This is a genomic window from Rhizorhapis sp. SPR117, from assembly GCF_021742065.1.
Genome location: NZ_JAKKIE010000066.1, coordinates 1 through 17,211 on the forward strand (window position 1 = coordinate 1; position 17,211 = coordinate 17,211).

16 protein-coding genes and 1 tRNA gene are annotated in these 17,211 nt (G+C 56.2%); 7 read left to right on the plus strand and 10 right to left on the minus strand.

What is annotated here, in order from left to right:
- Window positions 1-259 precede the first annotated feature (259 nt).
- Entirely contained in the window at window positions 260-1,396 is a 1,137-nt protein-coding gene (locus L3X40_RS18105; RefSeq protein ID WP_237366857.1) for a tyrosine-type recombinase/integrase, read from the plus strand.
- A gap of 86 nt (window positions 1,397-1,482) precedes the next feature.
- Here L3X40_RS18105 and L3X40_RS18110 read toward each other — a convergent pair.
- The 8 genes from L3X40_RS18110 to L3X40_RS18145 all read right to left on the minus strand — a co-directional run bounded on the left by L3X40_RS18110 (window position 1,483) and on the right by L3X40_RS18145 (window position 6,705).
- Window positions 1,483-1,558 (minus strand) — tRNA-Phe (locus L3X40_RS18110).
- Between the two features lie 56 nt (window positions 1,559-1,614).
- On the minus strand, window positions 1,615-1,815 hold the full coding sequence (locus tag L3X40_RS18115; protein ID WP_237366858.1) for a DNA gyrase inhibitor YacG: 201 nt from the start codon (window positions 1,813-1,815) through the stop codon (window positions 1,615-1,617).
- Entirely contained in the window at window positions 1,805-2,794 is a 990-nt protein-coding gene (locus tag L3X40_RS18120) for a ribonuclease (RefSeq protein ID WP_237366859.1), read from the minus strand. The genes L3X40_RS18115 and L3X40_RS18120 overlap by 11 nt, the downstream gene beginning before the upstream one ends.
- Complete coding sequence (locus L3X40_RS18125) at window positions 2,787-3,359, minus strand: Maf family protein (protein WP_237366860.1); 573 nt, start codon at window positions 3,357-3,359, stop codon at window positions 2,787-2,789. Before L3X40_RS18125 ends, L3X40_RS18120 begins: the two co-directional genes overlap by 8 nt.
- 18 nt (window positions 3,360-3,377) lie before the next feature.
- Window positions 3,378-3,596: a translation initiation factor IF-1 gene (gene infA, locus L3X40_RS18130; RefSeq protein ID WP_010162480.1), complete on the minus strand. Its 219-nt coding sequence runs from the start codon at window positions 3,594-3,596 to the stop codon at window positions 3,378-3,380.
- A gap of 78 nt (window positions 3,597-3,674) precedes the next feature.
- Window positions 3,675-4,937, minus strand: a complete 1,263-nt coding sequence (locus L3X40_RS18135) for an adenosylmethionine--8-amino-7-oxononanoate transaminase (protein ID WP_237366861.1) — start codon at window positions 4,935-4,937, stop codon at window positions 3,675-3,677.
- Entirely contained in the window at window positions 4,934-5,572 is a 639-nt protein-coding gene (gene bioD / locus L3X40_RS18140) for a dethiobiotin synthase (protein ID WP_237366862.1), read from the minus strand. Before bioD ends, L3X40_RS18135 begins: the two co-directional genes overlap by 4 nt.
- Complete coding sequence (locus L3X40_RS18145; protein WP_237366863.1) at window positions 5,569-6,705, minus strand: 8-amino-7-oxononanoate synthase; 1,137 nt, start codon at window positions 6,703-6,705, stop codon at window positions 5,569-5,571. Before L3X40_RS18145 ends, bioD begins: the two co-directional genes overlap by 4 nt.
- Before the next feature lie 205 nt (window positions 6,706-6,910).
- Here L3X40_RS18145 and L3X40_RS18150 point away from each other — a divergent pair, with 205 nt between their 5' ends.
- The 5 genes from L3X40_RS18150 to L3X40_RS18170 all read left to right on the plus strand — a co-directional run bounded on the left by L3X40_RS18150 (window position 6,911) and on the right by L3X40_RS18170 (window position 13,893).
- Window positions 6,911-8,860 (plus strand): PrkA family serine protein kinase, encoded by a 1,950-nt coding sequence (locus L3X40_RS18150; RefSeq protein WP_237366864.1) that lies wholly within the window; start codon window positions 6,911-6,913, stop codon window positions 8,858-8,860.
- 21 nt (window positions 8,861-8,881) lie between these two features.
- The gene (locus L3X40_RS18155; protein ID WP_237366865.1) at window positions 8,882-10,183 is read left to right on the plus strand and encodes a YeaH/YhbH family protein; all 1,302 of its coding nucleotides are present in this window, start codon (window positions 8,882-8,884) and stop codon (window positions 10,181-10,183) included.
- Entirely contained in the window at window positions 10,180-11,715 is a 1,536-nt protein-coding gene (locus L3X40_RS18160; protein ID WP_237366866.1) for a SpoVR family protein, read from the plus strand. The genes L3X40_RS18155 and L3X40_RS18160 overlap by 4 nt, the downstream gene beginning before the upstream one ends.
- Window positions 11,716-11,982: 267 nt before the next feature.
- Complete coding sequence (locus L3X40_RS18165; RefSeq protein ID WP_237366867.1) at window positions 11,983-12,189, plus strand: hypothetical protein; 207 nt, start codon at window positions 11,983-11,985, stop codon at window positions 12,187-12,189.
- Between the two features lie 624 nt (window positions 12,190-12,813).
- Window positions 12,814-13,893 carry a DUF2279 domain-containing protein gene (locus L3X40_RS18170; RefSeq protein ID WP_237366868.1) on the plus strand — a complete coding sequence of 360 codons (1,080 nt, stop codon included), beginning with the start codon at window positions 12,814-12,816 and terminating at the stop codon, window positions 13,891-13,893.
- Window positions 13,894-14,048: 155 nt separating this feature from the next.
- Here the strand turns inward: L3X40_RS18170 and L3X40_RS18175 are convergent, their stop codons facing one another.
- Together L3X40_RS18175 and L3X40_RS18180 are read right to left on the minus strand one after the other, a co-directional pair.
- The gene (locus L3X40_RS18175; protein ID WP_237366869.1) at window positions 14,049-15,203 is read right to left on the minus strand and encodes a phosphotransferase family protein; all 1,155 of its coding nucleotides are present in this window, start codon (window positions 15,201-15,203) and stop codon (window positions 14,049-14,051) included.
- Window positions 15,196-16,368, minus strand: coding sequence for an epoxide hydrolase family protein (locus L3X40_RS18180; RefSeq protein ID WP_237366870.1), 1,173 nt, complete (start codon window positions 16,366-16,368; stop codon window positions 15,196-15,198). Before L3X40_RS18180 ends, L3X40_RS18175 begins: the two co-directional genes overlap by 8 nt.
- A gap of 266 nt (window positions 16,369-16,634) precedes the next feature.
- Between L3X40_RS18180 and L3X40_RS18185 the strand changes: the two genes are divergently transcribed.
- Complete coding sequence (locus tag L3X40_RS18185) at window positions 16,635-17,141, plus strand: hypothetical protein (RefSeq protein WP_237366871.1); 507 nt, start codon at window positions 16,635-16,637, stop codon at window positions 17,139-17,141.
- Window positions 17,142-17,211: the final 70 nt, after the last annotated feature.

The window sequence follows — 17,211 nt, forward strand, 5'->3', positions numbered from 1 at the left end:
ACCCGTTCTCTATTCCAGATCAGTAACTTACGCTACGTCCGCCAACCCCATCCCATCCCCCCGGTGAATAAGACGGGCTAAATAATAGGAAATCAACCACTATATTTTTTAAGATAATATCAAATTTCAAATTTTGACTACAACATTGTATTTAAACGATATAAAAATGTTTAGACTATTTGAAATTTTTCATAACTCTTTGATTTGACTCCAAAATAACTCTGTGTGTGTAATTCACGCATGAAGTTGGAGAATCACTATGGCCCTGTCATTTCGTAAACTTACCCGCGCAGCAGTGAGATCATTGAATGCTGGCGAGTGTATAAACGAGCATGGAATAAGGGCCGAACGCCTCCACAATGGCGATGTCCGTTACGGCATAAACATAATGGTCGATAAAGCTCGCATCCATCGTGTCATTGGTAAGGAAAGTGAGGGAGTCACTCGTGCACAAGCTGAACGTGCAATAGAGGCATTCCGGACAAAGGCGCGTGAAGAGCGATTAGACCTGCCTAGGGGACGCAAAATCGCTTTATTATTTGCTGATGCGGGCAAGGCATACATAGAGCGTTTGAAGGTCGAGGGCGGTAAAACCATCGAACGAAAGGAGCGTGCCTTTTCACTTCATTTGAATCCCTACTTTGGCAAAATGTCTCTTTCAAATATTGCCACGTCCGACTTCGCTAAATATCGAACTCGACGGAAAGCGGCGGGGGCCAATGATGCAACAATCAATAGGGAAATGGCAGTTATATCCCATCTGTTTAGCAAAGCTGTCGAATGGGCATGGATAATTTATCGTCCGAAAATCATCCGAGCGAAGGAAGGCAATGGGCGTATAAATTATCTTACAACTGAACAATGCGGGCGCGTAATGAAAGCGGCAATGAAGGACGTTAGCCCCCATATTTATCCGTTTACTGTCATTGCCTTGTCCACGTCCATGCGCATGACTGAGATTCTTAGCATGCGACCTGAACATATCGATCTGGTGAAAAAGCGCGTGCTAATACCAAATGCTAAGGCAGGGGCGCGTGATCAGCCTATTACGTCCGCCTTGGCCGACTTTCTTATGATTCATGTCAAGAATCTGCCGGTGGGGGCCAAATGGTTGTTTCCGAACAGTGGGAGTGCATCAGGCAGGCTTGTAACCATTAGGAAAGCGCATCGCAGAGTCATTGAGGCGGCAGGCCTTAATCCTAACGAAGTGGTCCGACATACCTTTAGGCATACGGCTATCACGCATCTCGTTCAGGCGGGTGTAGACCTTCCTACCGTACAAAAGGTAAGCGGACATAAGACGCTTTCGATGGTGGCGCGCTATTCCCATGCAAACGGCACTCACATTGACGCCGCTATGAACCGACTGGAAGAACGGATTGCACTGACAAAGTGATGGCTGCGTGATTACACCATTATTACACACGCCTTATGGGTTCACCGTTATGTTGATAATCAACGAATTGATTATAAAGGAAAAAATGGTGCCCGGGGACGGGATCGAACCGCCGACACTGCGATTTTCAGTCGCATGCTCTACCAACTGAGCTACCCGGGCAGGAACGCACTGGCATGATTCTGCAATGCATTTGGGAGCCGTGCCTATAGGCAAAGCTATAGGTCGCTGTCTACCTCATTTTTCCGGCTTTTTTCATCCATGTCATGCACAGGCGGGCCGGGGACCTTATAGCCTTCGCCCAACCATTTCAGAAGATCACGATCACGGCATCCTTTACTGCAAAAGGGCCGGAAATCCGGTGTTTGCACATTGCCGCAGACGGGACAGTTGCTAGATTTACTTTTCCTATTCGGCATGAAACGACGCTATGCCAAAGCTGTCATCGTGGCGCAAGGTTACAGGGCCGCCGCGCCGCCGTTCAAGTTGGGCTATCCAGTCCTTTGCCTTTGCAAGCCGATCGATCACGGCAGAGGCGGCCGTCAGTGTGACTGCCCCGCCAGTTCCGTGCCGTTCGCCCCGGCGAAGCAGCGCGAGTGCGGCGGTTTTTACTGGGTCGTCCTGCACTATTTCCATCAGCGACGGGCGTTCGCGGCGGCGAATGACTTGCAGGAAACCAAAGCCGTTGACGGCGGTACGTTCAAAAGGGAGGGGCAGGTGCTTGTCGAACAGAGTGGCGGCAAGCAGGCGTTCATCCTTGTTGTTCATGGTGGGCAGGTCGATGCCGATCGAACCCGTGATGCCCATGCGACGGATGACTTTTGCTGCAAGCGCTGCACCCTGAGGGCCCAGTTGAGCAGGAAGCAGGCTGCCGTCCACATCGATCAACGTCATCGCAGGGGTCAGGAACAGGCGCAGAGATACGGTTTCAGTTCCGACCTCCCCAGTCATGGCCTGTTCCATCAATTCGCTCCAGCCATGGTCCTCCAGCCGGTCGGGCTCGTGAGCAGGGCAGAGAACGACAGGAATGTCGGTTGCGCTGATGCGCTGGTAAAGCGTGGGACCAGACTGCGTTTTTGAGCCGGGCGGGGCGATCCGCACCTTGGCAAGTTTGTCGCGGCCTTCTTCGGCGATGCGCTCGCGCAATATTTCGGCAAGCAGGGTCGCGCCTTCGGCCAATTTGGGCGGAATCGGCTCCAGCAGGGCGTCCTCGCCACTGTCGAGGCGGACAATTCCCCGGCGTTTGGGGATGATCGTGCGGACAAGGCGGCCTTGCACGATGGCCCCGGCCATTGCGCGTTTGCCGTCGCGTTCAATACAGGCTTCCAGAATTTCGCCCTTGTGGACGAGCGCGGCGCGCGTTTCGCCGATGCCTTCCTCGTACAGCCATTCAGCCATGATAATAGCCCGCCGCGATGAGCAGCGTCCGCACTTCATAGAGGGGCAGGCCCACGACGCCGCTATGGCTGCCCGACAGGGCGCGGATCAGGCCCGCTGCGCGACCCTGTATCGCGTAGCCGCCAGCCTTGCCATGCCATTCGCCGCTGGCGATATAGGCGTCGATTTCGCTAGGATGGAGCCGTTTGAAGGTGACGATGCTGGTTGACAGGCGGTGATGGGCTTGCCCCTTTGCATCGATCAGCGTGATCGCGCTGTGCACGCGATGGCGGCGGCTGGATAACAGCGTAAGGCAGGTGCGCGCCTGATCCTCGCTCTCTGTTTTGGGCAGGATTCGACGACCGACGGCAACGACGGTATCGCCCGACAGGATCAGTGCGCCGGGATGCCGAGATGCTACCGCCGCACCTTTTGCCGCCGACAGACGGCAGGCGTGATGGACGGGCAGTTCGGCCTTTAAAGGCGTTTCATCAACTTCAGCCGGATCGACGGCGTCAGGTATCACGCCGATTTGGGCGAGCAGATCAAGACGACGCGGTGATGCGGATGCAAGGATCAGGCGCATGGGCGCTGCCGATCCTGTCTATTTGAAACGATAGGTAATCCGACCTTTGGTCAGATCGTAGGGGGTCAGTTCGACGAGCACTTCGTCGCCGACCAGAACACGGATGCGGTTTTTGCGCATTTTTCCAGCGGTATGACCAAGAATTTCATGGTCATTTTCCAATTTGACGCGGAACATGGCGTTGGGGAGAAGCTCCACAACCTGTCCACGCATTTCAAGCAGTTCTTCTTTCGCCATAACATCCCAAACAGATTCAAAAATCGCGCCGCCATAGCGCCTAATCCTGCAAATGGAAAGCTGTGCTATCGGCTTTCGTCAGGCGGTCAATAATTCGCCTGCTTCTGCGATGGCTCCAAATATTTTCGCCAACGCGTCATCGCCGATCGAATAGGGCGGCATGACATAGATGGTGTTACCCAGCGGACGTAACAATATGCCGCGCTCCAGAAAGAAAGTGCGAAGGCGTGGGGAGAGGTTGGAGAGATAACCCGCGTCATGCGTTTTCATGTCGATGGCGGCGATGGCACCAATCTGTCGGCTATTTTCGAAACAGGGGAAACCGGCCAATCGTGCCATATGCTCCGCCATGTTGTTCGACAATCTGGCGATGCCGCCCAGCACGTCCTCATCGCGCCAGATATCCAGATTGGCTGCCGCTGCGGCACAGGCGATGGGATTTGCGGTATAACTGCTGGAATGATAGAAAAGATCGGCCCGATCTTTCGAATAATGCGCCTGAAAAATCGCTTCGTTCGCCAGTGTTACGGCCAATGGCATAGCGCCGCCGGTAAGCCCTTTCGACAGGCACATGATATCGGGGGAAATCGCCGCCTGCTCACAGGCGAAGAGCGTGCCGGTGCGGCCCCAGCCCGTCATGACCTCATCAGCGATGAATAATACGTTATGCGCTGCACAGATCTCGCGCATCTGGCGCAATATGTCGGCGCTGTATATCAGCATGCCGCCAGCGCCCAAAATCAGCGGCTCGACGATGAAGGCTGCGGGCATTTCCGATACGCGGCAGGCCCTTTCCAACGCATCGAGTGTTGCCTGTTCGTGGCCGTCGCGGGGAAAAGGAATGGTTTCGACGTCAAAGAGCAGCGGGTTATAGGGGCGGTTGTAAACGCCGCGTTCCCCGACTGACATCGCGCCGATGGTGTCGCCGTGATAGCTGTGTTCCAGCACAAGAATGCGGTGGCGCGGTTCCTTGCGGTTATGCCAATAGCCCAGCGCCATTTTAAGGGCGACCTCCACGCTGGTGGAGCCGCTGTCGGAAAAGAAAACATGCGCCAGACCGGGCGGAGCAATCTCGATCAAGCCACGTGCGACTGTTTCAGCCGGTTCATGCGTATAACCGGCAAACATGACCTGATCGAGCTTTTGCGCCTGTTCCGTGATGGCCGCGATGATACGCTGATGGCAATGGCCGTGCGTTGTTACCCACCAGCTTGAAATTCCGTCGATCAGGACGGTGCCATCGGCGCATTGGAGCAGCGCGCCTTCCGCGCTTGTTACCGTGGGAATGGCTTCGCCGAGGCCGTGTTGTGTGAAAGGGTGCCAGACGGGGGAGGGGGTCATGCGAACATCGCCCTTATCGCCGCCAGATCGATATGTGCCCGCATCGCAGCCAACAGGGAAGGGGCGTCCAGGTGATCCAGCGTCGGTAAGCGTCCCAATGACGGTGCATGGGCGAGCTTTGGCACGATCCGTTCATTTTCCTCATGCGGGTCGCCAATGAAAACGATCCCGGCCACCGGGACATTGCGGGCGCGCAGAGCTTCGACCGTCATCAGGCTGTGGTTGATCGTGCCCAGACCCGTTCGTGCACATATGATTGCAGGTATTGCCCATCGCGCCATCATATCGGCAAAGAGGAAGGTGTCGGTGAGCGGGACGAGCGCACCGCCCGCGCCTTCGATGATCAGGGGGGCGTCCACCGATGGAAATGCAAGGTGCGTGGCATCGATTTCCACCCGGTCCAATCGCGCCGCCAGATGTGGCGAGGCGGCAGTGGTCAGGCGATAGGATTCAGGTAAAATCCGTTCCGGGGGCAGCCCGCTGAGCTGAACTGCCAAATCGCTGTCCGTTCCCTCCACAGTGCCAGCTTGTACCGGCTTCCAGTAGTAGCCGTTCAGCACCCCGGCCAATCCCGCGGCGAAGACAGTTTTGCCAACCCCAGTGTCGGTCCCCGTGATGACGATTGCGCGAGTCATGATGCGCTCTGTAGGGCTTCTGTCATGGCATTGGCTAGTGCGCTGATATCGCTTTCATCGATATTGAGCGTCAGGGAAATGCGCAGGCGGGCGGTGCCGCGCGGCACGGTCGGAGGACGAATCCCGCGCACGTCGAAGCCAGCGGCCTGCAATGCACCTGCTACCTGCATCGTGCGCTTGTCCTCGCCCAGAATCACCGGAATGATCTGACTGGATGAAGGGGGCAGGCCAAAGCGGTCGCAAATTTCTCGATCGGCATGGGTACGCAGGGCGAGCAGGCGCGAGCGCAGATCATCGCCATCCGCAATCCGGTCCAATGCAGCTGACACTGCCACGGCCATCAACGGAGACGGCGCGGTCGAAAAGATGAAGGGCCGCGCACGGTTGATCAGATACTCCTTGATGACTGACGGACAGCATATAAGCGCGCCTTCCACGCCCAATCCCTTGCCGCAGGTGTGCAGGCTGATGACATTGTCCTGCCCCTCCAATGCAGTGGCGAGTCCTTTGCCTTGTGGGCCGTAGACGCCCGTGGCGTGTGCCTCGTCAATGACCAGCCAAACATCCTCCGCCTCTGCCAGTTTGGTGAAATCGGCGACTGGCGCCATGTCGCCGTCCATGCTGTAGAGCGCTTCAAAGGCAATCCAGGCACGTCCCTTGCCGCCGCTTCCGCGCCATGTACGAATCGCCGCCTCAAATGCGCCAACATCATTGTGCCGCACCAACATATGTTCGGCGCGGGACATGCGCAGGCCGTCATGAACGCTGGCGTGGATTAACTCGTCGGCAAGGATCAAGTCGCCTTTTTGCGGCAAAGATGCAAAAATCGCGTTGTTGGCGGCAAAGCCTGTCGAGAAGAACAGGGCGGCCTCGCTGCCAAAAAAGACCGCAGCTTTCGCCTCCAGCGATTCATGCTCTACTGCATTGCCGCGCAGCAGTCGTGATCCACCCGATCCCACTGGCACGCCACGCGCTATGGCGTCGGCTACCGCTTGGGCAATGATCGGGTCGCCGGCCAGGGCCAGATAGTCGTTGGAGGCAAAATCTCGTCCTTCGCGGGCGATCAGCCGCCGCAAGCGCCCGCGCGTTTCAAGGGCGCCAAGCTGTACCGAATGGTCTCGTGCCATGCTCATGGCCGTCCTGTAAACGCAGCGACAGCGGAAAGAAAGGGCGCAAGCCCAAGCGCAGACTTGGGTATGGTTTGTCGCCCATTCCCTCCTTGTCATGAATGGCCAATGAACGTTGCCGTAACAATTACGTCATTTAGGAAAAACTCTTACTGGTTTGTATCGCGTCTCTCCCCTATATTGATTGTAACGCCGCTTCAGATCGTAGGAGATGACATTGGCGACAAATGATCTCTTTTCGGAATATGCCCGGAACTATGAATCACGCCGTCAGGCGGAGATGTCACTAGAGGATTATCTTCGCGGATGCCGCGCCGACCCCATGATGTGCGCAAGCGCACCAGAGCGATTGCTGGCCGCAATAGGCGAGCCGGAAATCATCGACACGGCGAAGGATCAGCGGCTTGGCCGAATCTTCATGAACCGGACGATTCGCCGATATCCAAGCTTTGCTGAATTTCACGGCATGGAAGAAACGATCGAACGAATCGTCAGCTTCTTTCGCCATGCATCGCAGGGACTCGAAGAGCGCAAACAGATTCTTTACTTGTTGGGCCCTGTCGGCGGCGGCAAATCATCGCTCGCCGAACGCCTCAAGTCGCTGATGGAAGTGCATCCCATTTATGTGCTGAAAGCGGGGGATGAGGTCAGCCCCGTTTTCGAAAGCCCGTTGGCGCTATTCGATCCGGAAACGCACGGTGACATGCTTGAGGATAAATATGGCATTCCGCGCCGTCGTCTATCCGGTCTGATCAGCCCTTGGTGTCGCAAGCGGCTTGATGAATTCGGCGGTGACATATCCCGCTTCACAGTCGAAAAGATCATGCCTTCGCGTCTGCATCAGGTGGGCATCGCCAAGACTGAACCGGGCGACGAGAATAATCAGGACATCTCCTCGCTGGTCGGCAAGGTTGACATCCGCAAACTGGAAATGCTCTCGCAGAACGATCCGGATGCTTACAGCTATTCCGGTGGGCTGAACCGCGCGAACCAGGGTATTCTTGAATTTGTCGAAATGTTCAAGGCGCCGATCAAGATGCTCCACCCGCTGCTGACGGCAACGCAGGAGAGCAATTATATAGGATCGGAAAATATCGGGGCCATACCCTTTACCGGCATTGTCATGGCGCACTCCAACGAGTCCGAATGGCAGAATTTCAAGAATAACAAGAATAATGAAGCCTTTATCGACCGTATCTACGTCATCAAGGTGCCTTATTGCCTGCGCGCAACCGAAGAGCGGATGATCTACGATAAGCTGTTGCGTGGATCGGAACTCTCCGCAGCGCCTTGCGCGCCTGGCACGCTCGACATGCTGGCCCGCTTCTGTGTCCTTTCCCGCCTGCGCGAGCATGAGAACAGCAATCTTTATTCGAAGATGCGCGTCTATGATGGCGAGAGCCTGCGCGAGGTCGATCCCCGGGCCAAAAGCATGCAGGAATATAAGGATGCGGCCGGGGTCGATGAGGGCATGGATGGCATTTCGACGCGCTTTGCCTTCAAATCATTGTCGGCGACCTTCAACCATGATCCATCCGAAGTATCGGCCGACCCGGTCCACCTCATGTATGTGCTTGAGCGCATGGTCCGTCAGGAGCAACTTCCGGCGGAGACCGAGACCAAATATCTGGAATTTATCAAGGGTGAACTTGCCCCGCGTTACGCCGAATTCATCGGTAATGAAATTCAGAAGGCCTATCTCGAATCCTATCACGATTACGGCCAGAACCTCTTTGACCGCTATGTCGCCTATGCCGATGCGTGGATCGAGGATCTGGACTTCAAGGACCCCGACACCGGTCAGCTATTCGACCGCGAGCTGATCAATCAGGAGCTCACCAAGATCGAAAAGCCCGCGGGCATTGCCAATCCCAAGGATTTCCGCAACGAAGTGGTGAAATTCGCGCTCCGTATGCGGGCAAGCAACCATGGCCGCAATCCGTCGTGGACCAGCTATGAGAAAATCCGCGAAGTTATCGAGCGGCGCATGTTCAGTCAGGTCGAGGACTTGCTGCCGGTCATCAGCTTTGGGTCCAAAAAGGATACCGAGACCGAGAAAAAACATCATGAGTTCGTCGAGCGGATGATTTCTCGCGGTTATACCGAGCGGCAGGTTCGTCGTCTGGTCGAATGGTATATGCGGGTGAAGCAGGCTGGGTAAAGGAGGCAGGTTAGCGCTCTAATGTATGTTATCGATCGACGCCTGAACCCCGGCGGCAAGAGCCTCGTCAACCGGCAGCGCTTCTTGCGGAGGGCGCGGTCATTGGTCCAGCGGGCGGTTCGAGACAGTCTGAAAGACCGCAGCATAAAGGACATTGATCAGGAGGGCGAAGTTTCCATCGTCCGCAAGGGGGTGCAGGAACCAACCTTGCATCGCACCAGCAGCGGCGGCAACCGCGAGCATATATTACCCGGCAACAAGGAATATGTCGAAGGCGACACAATACCTCGCCCGCCAGCAGGCGAAGGTGGTGGCGGGAGTGAGGCCGGAACCGGCGAGGGTGAGGATGAATTCCGCTTCGTCCTGACTCGCGAGGAGTTTCTGGACCTTTTCCTTGAGGATCTCGAACTGCCTGACCTTGCCAAGCGTCGATTGACCGGAGGCAACGCCTACACATTGCGCCGCGCCGGTTATACCATGTCGGGATCGCCGGCCAGCCTTTCAGTCGGTCGAACGATGCGCAATGCCATGTCGCGCCGTATCGCATTGAAACGCCCCAAGTCAGAGGAGATCAAGCGGCTGGAAGAGGAAATTGCCCGGTTGGAGGCGCAGGGGGCTGATACGGACAAGATCGCTGGCTTGCGCGAAGAGCGCGACAGGCTGGAGCTGCGCCGCCGCCTTATCTCCTATATCGATCCCATCGACCTTCGTTACCGCCGTTACGAACAGCACCCCAAACCCATCGCTCAGGCGGTAATGTTCTGCCTGATGGACGTGTCGGGTTCCATGAGCGAGCATATGAAGGACCTTGCCAAGCGTTTCTATGCGCTGCTTCATCTGTTCCTGACGCGCTGTTATCGGCATGTCGATGTCGTGTTCATCCGTCATACTGACCGGGCGCAGGAAGTGGATGAGCAAACCTTTTTCTACAGCCGCGAAACCGGCGGCACTCTGGTGTCGAGCGCGCTTGAGAAAATGCTGGAGGTGGTCAAGGACCGCTACCACCCAGAAGACTGGAATATTTATGTCGCACAGGCGTCCGATGGCGACAACATGGCCAGCGATAACCCCACATCGATCAGTCTGATGCAGGACGGCATCGTGCCGATTTCCCAATATGTCGCCTATCTGGAGGTTGGGCGCGAAGAAGATCCGATGGCGGGCGGCACGCTGGCGAGCCAGAGTGAACTTTGGCAGGCCTATGAGGCCGTTACGGCGCCAGAAGGGCGGTTTGTCATGCGCAAGGTGCATCATCGGCGCGAAATCTACCCGGTTTTCCGGGAGCTGTTCCAGCGTCGGGGCATGGGAGTGACGCAAAGATGATCGATCGCGTCGGCACGCCCCTGTTTGAAGGCGGCGACTGGAATTTCGAACTGATCCGCCGGATTTATGATGCGGTGGAGGATATCGCGCTCAATGAGATGAAGCTCGACGTCTATCCCAACCAGATCGAGGTCATCACCGCCGAACAGATGCTGGATGCCTATTCATCGACGGGCATGCCACTTTTTTACAAGCACTGGTCCTTCGGGAAGCAATTTCTTGCCAACGAGATGATGTATCGCAAGGGTATGCGTGGCCTTGCCTATGAGCTGGTGATCAATTCCGATCCCTGCATCAGCTATATCATGGAAGAAAACACGGCCATGATGCAGACGCTTGTCATTGCGCACGCGGCCTTTGGACATAATCATTTCTTCAAGAGTAATTATCTGTTCAAGCAGTGGACGGATGCCGAGGGCATTCTCGATTATCTGGAGTTCGCCAAGGCCTATATCATGAATTGCGAGGAGCGGTATGGGCAGCAGGCTGTCGAACGGCTGCTCGATGCCGCGCATGCATTGATGCATCAGGGCGTCCACCGCTATCCACGCGCCAAGGTGCGTGACCTGAAGGCTGAAGCCGCGCGTGAGGCAGAGCGCCACGCGCATCAGGAAAGCATCTATAATGTGCTGTGGACTACCTTACCCATTGAGGAGAAGGAGGAACCGACCGCCGCCGATTACCGGCGACAGGCATTGAACCTGCCGCAGGAGAACATCCTCTATTTTCTGGAAAAATCCGCTCCGAATCTGGCTGCATGGGAACGTGAAATATTACGCATCATCCGCCTGATTGCGCAATATTTCTACCCGCAGATGCAAACCAAGGTGATGAACGAGGGCGCGGCTACCTATTGCCATTACCGTATCATGACGCGTCTGCACGAAAAGGGGCAGATCACCGATGGCGCCTTTATGGAATTTTTGCAGTCGCATACCAACGTCACACAGCAGCCGATGTTCGATTCAGGCCATTATGGTGGATTCAACCCCTATGCTCTCGGCTTTGGCATGATGCAGGACATCAGTCGCATATGTACTGATCCGACAAGCGAAGACCGCAGTTGGTTTCCTGATATTGCGGGTTCAGGCGATCCGGACGAGGTGATGAAGCATATCTGGGCCAATTATCGGGATGAAAGTTTTATAGGACAGTTTCTCAGTCCGCATCTCATCCGGTCGTTGAAGCTGTTCAAGCTGGGTGATCAGGAAAAGGAATCGGCGCTGAGTGTGGACGCAATCCATAATGAGCGCGGCTATCGGGAAATCCGCCGGACATTGGCGCGGCAATATGATATTGGCTGGCTGGAACCCGATATTCAGATTGTCGACGTGGATATGGCGGGTGATCGCCATTTGATATTGGAGCATAAAGTCACCAACGGTATCATCCTGGCCGCCGAGGATGCCGATCAGGTCTTGCAGCATCTGGCCAATTTATGGGGTTACGGGGTCCGCATGAATGAAGTGGAGGCAGAAAATGGCAAGGTGTTGAAGGAGCACCGGGCCGAACCTCGGACGTCCGATAATTGACCAGTTCCTGCCACATGGGAATTTATTTTCTTTTTACGTCATTTGCGCTAAGTAACATGGACTGCATTGATTAGGATCGGAGCATTTACAGGCGATCGGAAGGCTGGAACGTCCGCTTGCGGGCATTGAATGAACAGTTCGAGAGCCAAAACTCAATCGACAGACGGGAAGACGCAAGCGCCGCTGAAAAGCAGGCTGCAAGGGACGCATCTCCCCATATTCCGGGCGAAAGTGCCCGACAATGAACGAAGTACAGGAGTGTCCTTCATGATCATTACGGATAATCCGGCCGCCTATCTGGAACGCGCCGAAATGCACGAACAACTCGCAGCCGGAACCTCGGATGAACCGGCGCGCAAGATGCATTTGGCGATGGCGGCGGAATACCGGCGCAAGGCCGCTGAAATCGGAGCTTTAAGCATCGCACGTTCAGGAACCGACCACGGATTGAAGTTACACGCCTCCGCCGGGTAGGTGAACCAGGACGCAGCTTGGAAAATTGCGTCGCTTTGCGCGACCATTTTGTGTGCGCCAGAGCCAGCTTATTGCCGTGCTACACAGCCAGTGATGCAGTGGTACGGCTTTTGTTGCAAGGCACTATGGAGCACCCTTATCCTTCCCGGGTGCGGAACCGCTTTTCCTTGCAGATGAGGCCGCATTGGCAGGTGTAGTCCGGCTCTGACCGGGGGCACTTCCACTTTTACCGGCCGCATTGTTGGATGCCGCCGATGGAATAGCTGGTGAGCCTCCAGCTCCGGCATCGATGGATACCGAGGCGATCAGATTGGCGGACCTCGTAATACTGTCTATTGTAGCGCTGGTCAGCGATATAAGGGCCATCACGAGGCCGATGCCGATCACCGCCAATATAAGCGCATATTCAGCTGCGCTGGCCCCGGAAATTTCCCGTAACAAAAAGCTCTTTGCCCTAGATCGCATAACTACCCTTCAGTTGCGACATGCGTCCGCAGCAATGAGTGGTACTCTCTTTTGACGATTCATGCAGAAAAATTCATATTACGCCTCTTCACATGCACGTCGCGGCTTTTCCTCAACATAATTCACATGTATTTTCAAGGAACAGATACGGAAGGGTCGATGCGTATTATCAAAATGGGATATGCCTGTGCATTGGTCCTTTGCGTTCCCATGATCTGTGGGATTGCCCATGCTCAAACGAACCAAATTGAATCACAGAGGCATCCGACACCCCTGATAAATGCAACCCTGTCGGATGCCGCCCAAGTGGTGCCGGCGGGGGAGGATGCGCTTGCTACGCTTTCTTTTTTGATGGAGCGTCAGCAAATTTCCGATAGCTCATCAGCAAAGGACGGTGACTCCGCGCCGACAAAATTAACGATACAAGAGCCCTTGGCGCAGCGTAGTTGGACTGATCATGTGCCAAGGGGCGAGAGTGCCTATCCCACATTTGGAAGTCAGGTGAGTGAGATCAAGTGGGAGACGCTAGGCTTGATCGGATATTTCACCGCGATTAATTCGCCCAAATTGTTCAGGGAGACAAAGCCCTTTCATTTCAAGGACGAGGGCTGGTTTGGCAAATCAACTGACAATCTGGGTGTCGACAAGCTGACTCATGCCTTTAACAGTTATTTGCTGGCCGAGTTTCTGCACGATAGGCTTCACAGGAAAACAAATGGTGCGAGTGGGGATGCTCTGACTGCCGCACTCCTGGCATCGGGCGTTATGATATACAGTGAGTTGTATGACGGTATCGAGACAACGAGCGGATTCTCGTTGGAGGATGTTGCCATGAACACTGCTGGGGCGGCATTTTCAGTCCTGCGCAATACAGTGCCTGGGCTTAAGGAAAAGCTTGATTTCCGCCTTCTCCTGATCCCCAATTCGGACATTTATACCCGAACGGGCAAACGTCATTATGCCCAACAGCGTTACTTGCTGGCTTTGAAAATGTCTGGCTTCGAGAAACTAAAGGAGACACCTTTACGCTTTGCCGAGTTGCATGCCGGCTATTATGCCTCTGGCTTTACGCACCAGGCCATTGCACGCGGAGAAACGCCAAGGCGCCATTTGTTCTTTGGTGTAGGCCTTAACCTGCGCGAGCTATTCTTTCCTAGTCCCAAATCGAATGTCAGCAGGATCGCGGCCACTTCACTCAACTATATACAAATTCCATATACTGCGTTTCATTGGGACTGATCTATTGCCTGCTGCCTGATTTTGTCGGAACAACGCACGGCCTGTCGCTGGAAAGTGGGGCAATTCTCGATAGTTGATATGGTGCCGCTTATCCGACTCGAACGGATGACCTACTGATTACAAATCTCATGGTCACTTAATCATTGCTCCCTTGATTATACGTCCAGCCCCGGCCACTCGGACCGTTCTTCGCCCATCGGCGGCAGGGCGAACATGTGGGTGAGATACTGCACTGGGCCGTTGTTGTGCTCCATGTAGGCAATGCCGGGCGGCATCCGTCCCTGCTCGCGAAGCATTCGCGTGAGCCTTCGCACGACCACCGCACAGCGGTAATAACCGAAGATGATGTGCCAGTCGAGATGGCGAGCCTCCATTCCGGTCAGCTGCTCCCAGTAATGCACCAGCTGTCGCCCGGTCCCAAAGCCGCCGAGCCGCGAAACACCGAGACCCGAGGTAGCCCCTACATCGAGGCAGATCCACCAGGCCAGGTCAGCGACTGGTCCCGCAAGCGAGACCATGTCCCAGTCGAGGATCGCCGCGACTTCGTGATCCTTGCCGAAGATGATGTTCGACATCCTCGAATCTCCCCACGAAAAGCCGGGGATCGGGTCCGACGGATAGTTGGCGAGCAGCCAATCGCGCGCATGATCGATCACGCGATGTCTCTCGCCATAGGGCTCGTCGATCTGCTGGATAAAATAGTCAAGATTGGCGCGCAGCCCATCTTTCCTCCCGGCGTCGGGCAGAAAATGAAACAGCTCCGAGTCTACCTTGTGGAGCCGAGCCATCGCTTCGATCGCCCCGCACCACATTTTCCTGCGCTCGGCGTCCGCAAGTTCCGTGACCCATCCCGAGACGGTATAGGGCGGGTTGTCCGGCGGCACCCGCCCCTCGATCTTCTCCATCAGGAAGAATGGCGCCCCAAGCAGGCTGGGGTCCGGCTCGATCCCGATCACCCGCGGAGTCGGAACGTCGTCGACCGCTTCGAGCGCACGGTACATGTTGAACTGCAATTCTGTATCCGAACCGGGAGATAGCGGCTCTGCGGCTTCGATCCGCGCGACGAACTCGGCGGTCCTTCGGCCGCCCGCTTCCGTCCGGTCTACGCTCATCAGCAGCGTTTCGTTAGCGACCCCTGATCCGTGGGGCATGTCGATGGCAGTGACCCTTATGTCCGGATCGGCGAAATGCCTGCGAAGCCATTGCTCCATCTTTGCCTGCAGCTCCACCGGATCGCGTGTCTGGTCCTTTGTCGGGATGATGTTCGCCTCGTCCGCCCTCGCATCCCCAGGCGCGGACCTTTTACCCACGTCCGGCCTCCCTGAGCTTGCGCCGAAAAAGCAGCATGTCGTCGGCAAGAACATCGGGGTGCTCCAGCCCGGGGAAGTGGCCACCGCGCTCGGCGCGGGTGACATGAATGCAGTTGTAGGCGCGGGCAATCCTGCGGTCCGGCGGCGGCGGGGCGACGTCGTCCGGGAACAAGCAAAAGCCCGACGGCACCTCCACTTTCCTCCCCTCGGGCAGCACAAATGCGGAGTAGTCGAGCAGCCAGCGGTACATCCACGACACCGCCTGAGCATTGCCCAGCCAATAGAACATGATGTTGGTGATCAGATGATCGAGGTCGAGTGGAGGGAAGCCGTCTTCAGACTTGGGCGTCCAGCTATGAAACTTTTCAAGAATCCACGCCGCAAGGCCGGCAGGGGAATCCGTCAGCGCGTAATAAGCGGTCAGCGGCTTGGTCCCCTGAACCCACTGATAACCAGTTTCACCGACCTGCCGTGCGGCCGTCTGTTCGGCATGAGCCCGCTCTTCGGCGTCTGCGGGCGCCGCCTCATAGGACCAGGGCGCGTCCAGCATTACGTTGTTGCAATGCAGTGCGATCACCTCATCGGGAAAGTCGAGCGCGTGCCAAGATGAAATCACCCCGCCCCAGTCACCGCCGTGGACCATGTAGCGTTCGAAACCCAGCGCTCGCATTAAACGCGCCCAAAGCGCGCCGACTTCACGCGGCGAAATCGGCTCCTTCGGCGCGTCCGAGAACCCGCAGCCCGGCAAAGCAGGGATCACCACCGTGTAAGCATCCTCCGCTTTGCCGCCATGCTTTTCGGGGTGCGCAAGCCGGTCTGACAAGCTGATCAGTTCGACCGGCGATCCGGGCCAGCCGTGGGTCAAGATTACGGGCATGGGATTACGTCCCGAGCCGCGCTCTATCGTCACATGAATTTTCATGCCGTCAAGAGTAACCCGGTGCTGTTCATGCGCGTTGAGTCGCGCTTCCGTATCCCGCCAGCTGTAATTATCGAGCCAATGTGCGACGACATGCTTCATGTAGCGAAGGCTCGTGCCCAAGGCCCATTCGGGGCCTGCGGGCGCGACCGTCCAGCGTGTACGCGACAGCCGCTCCCGAAGATCGCTCAGCGACTCTTCCGGCACCGCGATCGTGAACGGCTCGACGTGCGCTGCCAGGTTCATTCTCTGCACCTCTCCTGGATTCTGCCCATTGGTTAAAATCCAGTGCATCGTAAGAGGAGCCTCTGGAACTGACAACCCATTGGCTTACCTAATGCAAGGTCAGAGCAGTCTTGTCTCCGGAAACGGGCGAGCCTAAGAGATTGCATCTGGGGAGCGGTTCGGAATTCCGAAATATCGCGGCCGCGCCGCACATCGGTCGGTGGTGAGGCAGACTTGGTCAGGTAGCTTCAGCGTTGGTTTTTCAGAGCGATCCAGGGAGGAAGACTATGATCAAGACGGATTTGTCGGGCGGCTTGCCGATCGAACGCGAAATGATCGTTGCCGAAAGGCCTGACGAGCCTTTCTGGTGCGAAAACCTCCTCTTCGCGCTTTACGATCCGGATATCGACATCGGCTTCTGGCTGCATCTTGGCAGCGTGCCTACCGAATGGGCGATGTGGGAAGATCTCGTTTTCGGCTGCTTTCCCGGCGAGGACATCTTCTCGACGTGGGGTTACTACTACACCCCACAGGAGAAGAAACCGGCCGGTTCGAACCTCGCGGCCAAATGCATCGAGCCGTTCAAACGATGGAAGGTCACCTTCGACGGCTTTGTGAAGCACACAACCGATGCCGAGATGCAGGCCGGCCTCGCGCCCGACGGCATGCGCAAGCGGATGATAATCGATCTCGATATCGAATGCGCGGTCCCGGTCTGGGATGCGCACATTTCGTCGCGCAGCCGCGGCGGCAAAGGCGAGATGACTAACCAGGGCTGGGCCAAGGAGTGTTGATTGTCGCTGAGAAGTGACCCGGTATTTTCATCGAGAAGTGACCCGGCTGGTTTATGTCCCGCGTTGCGGG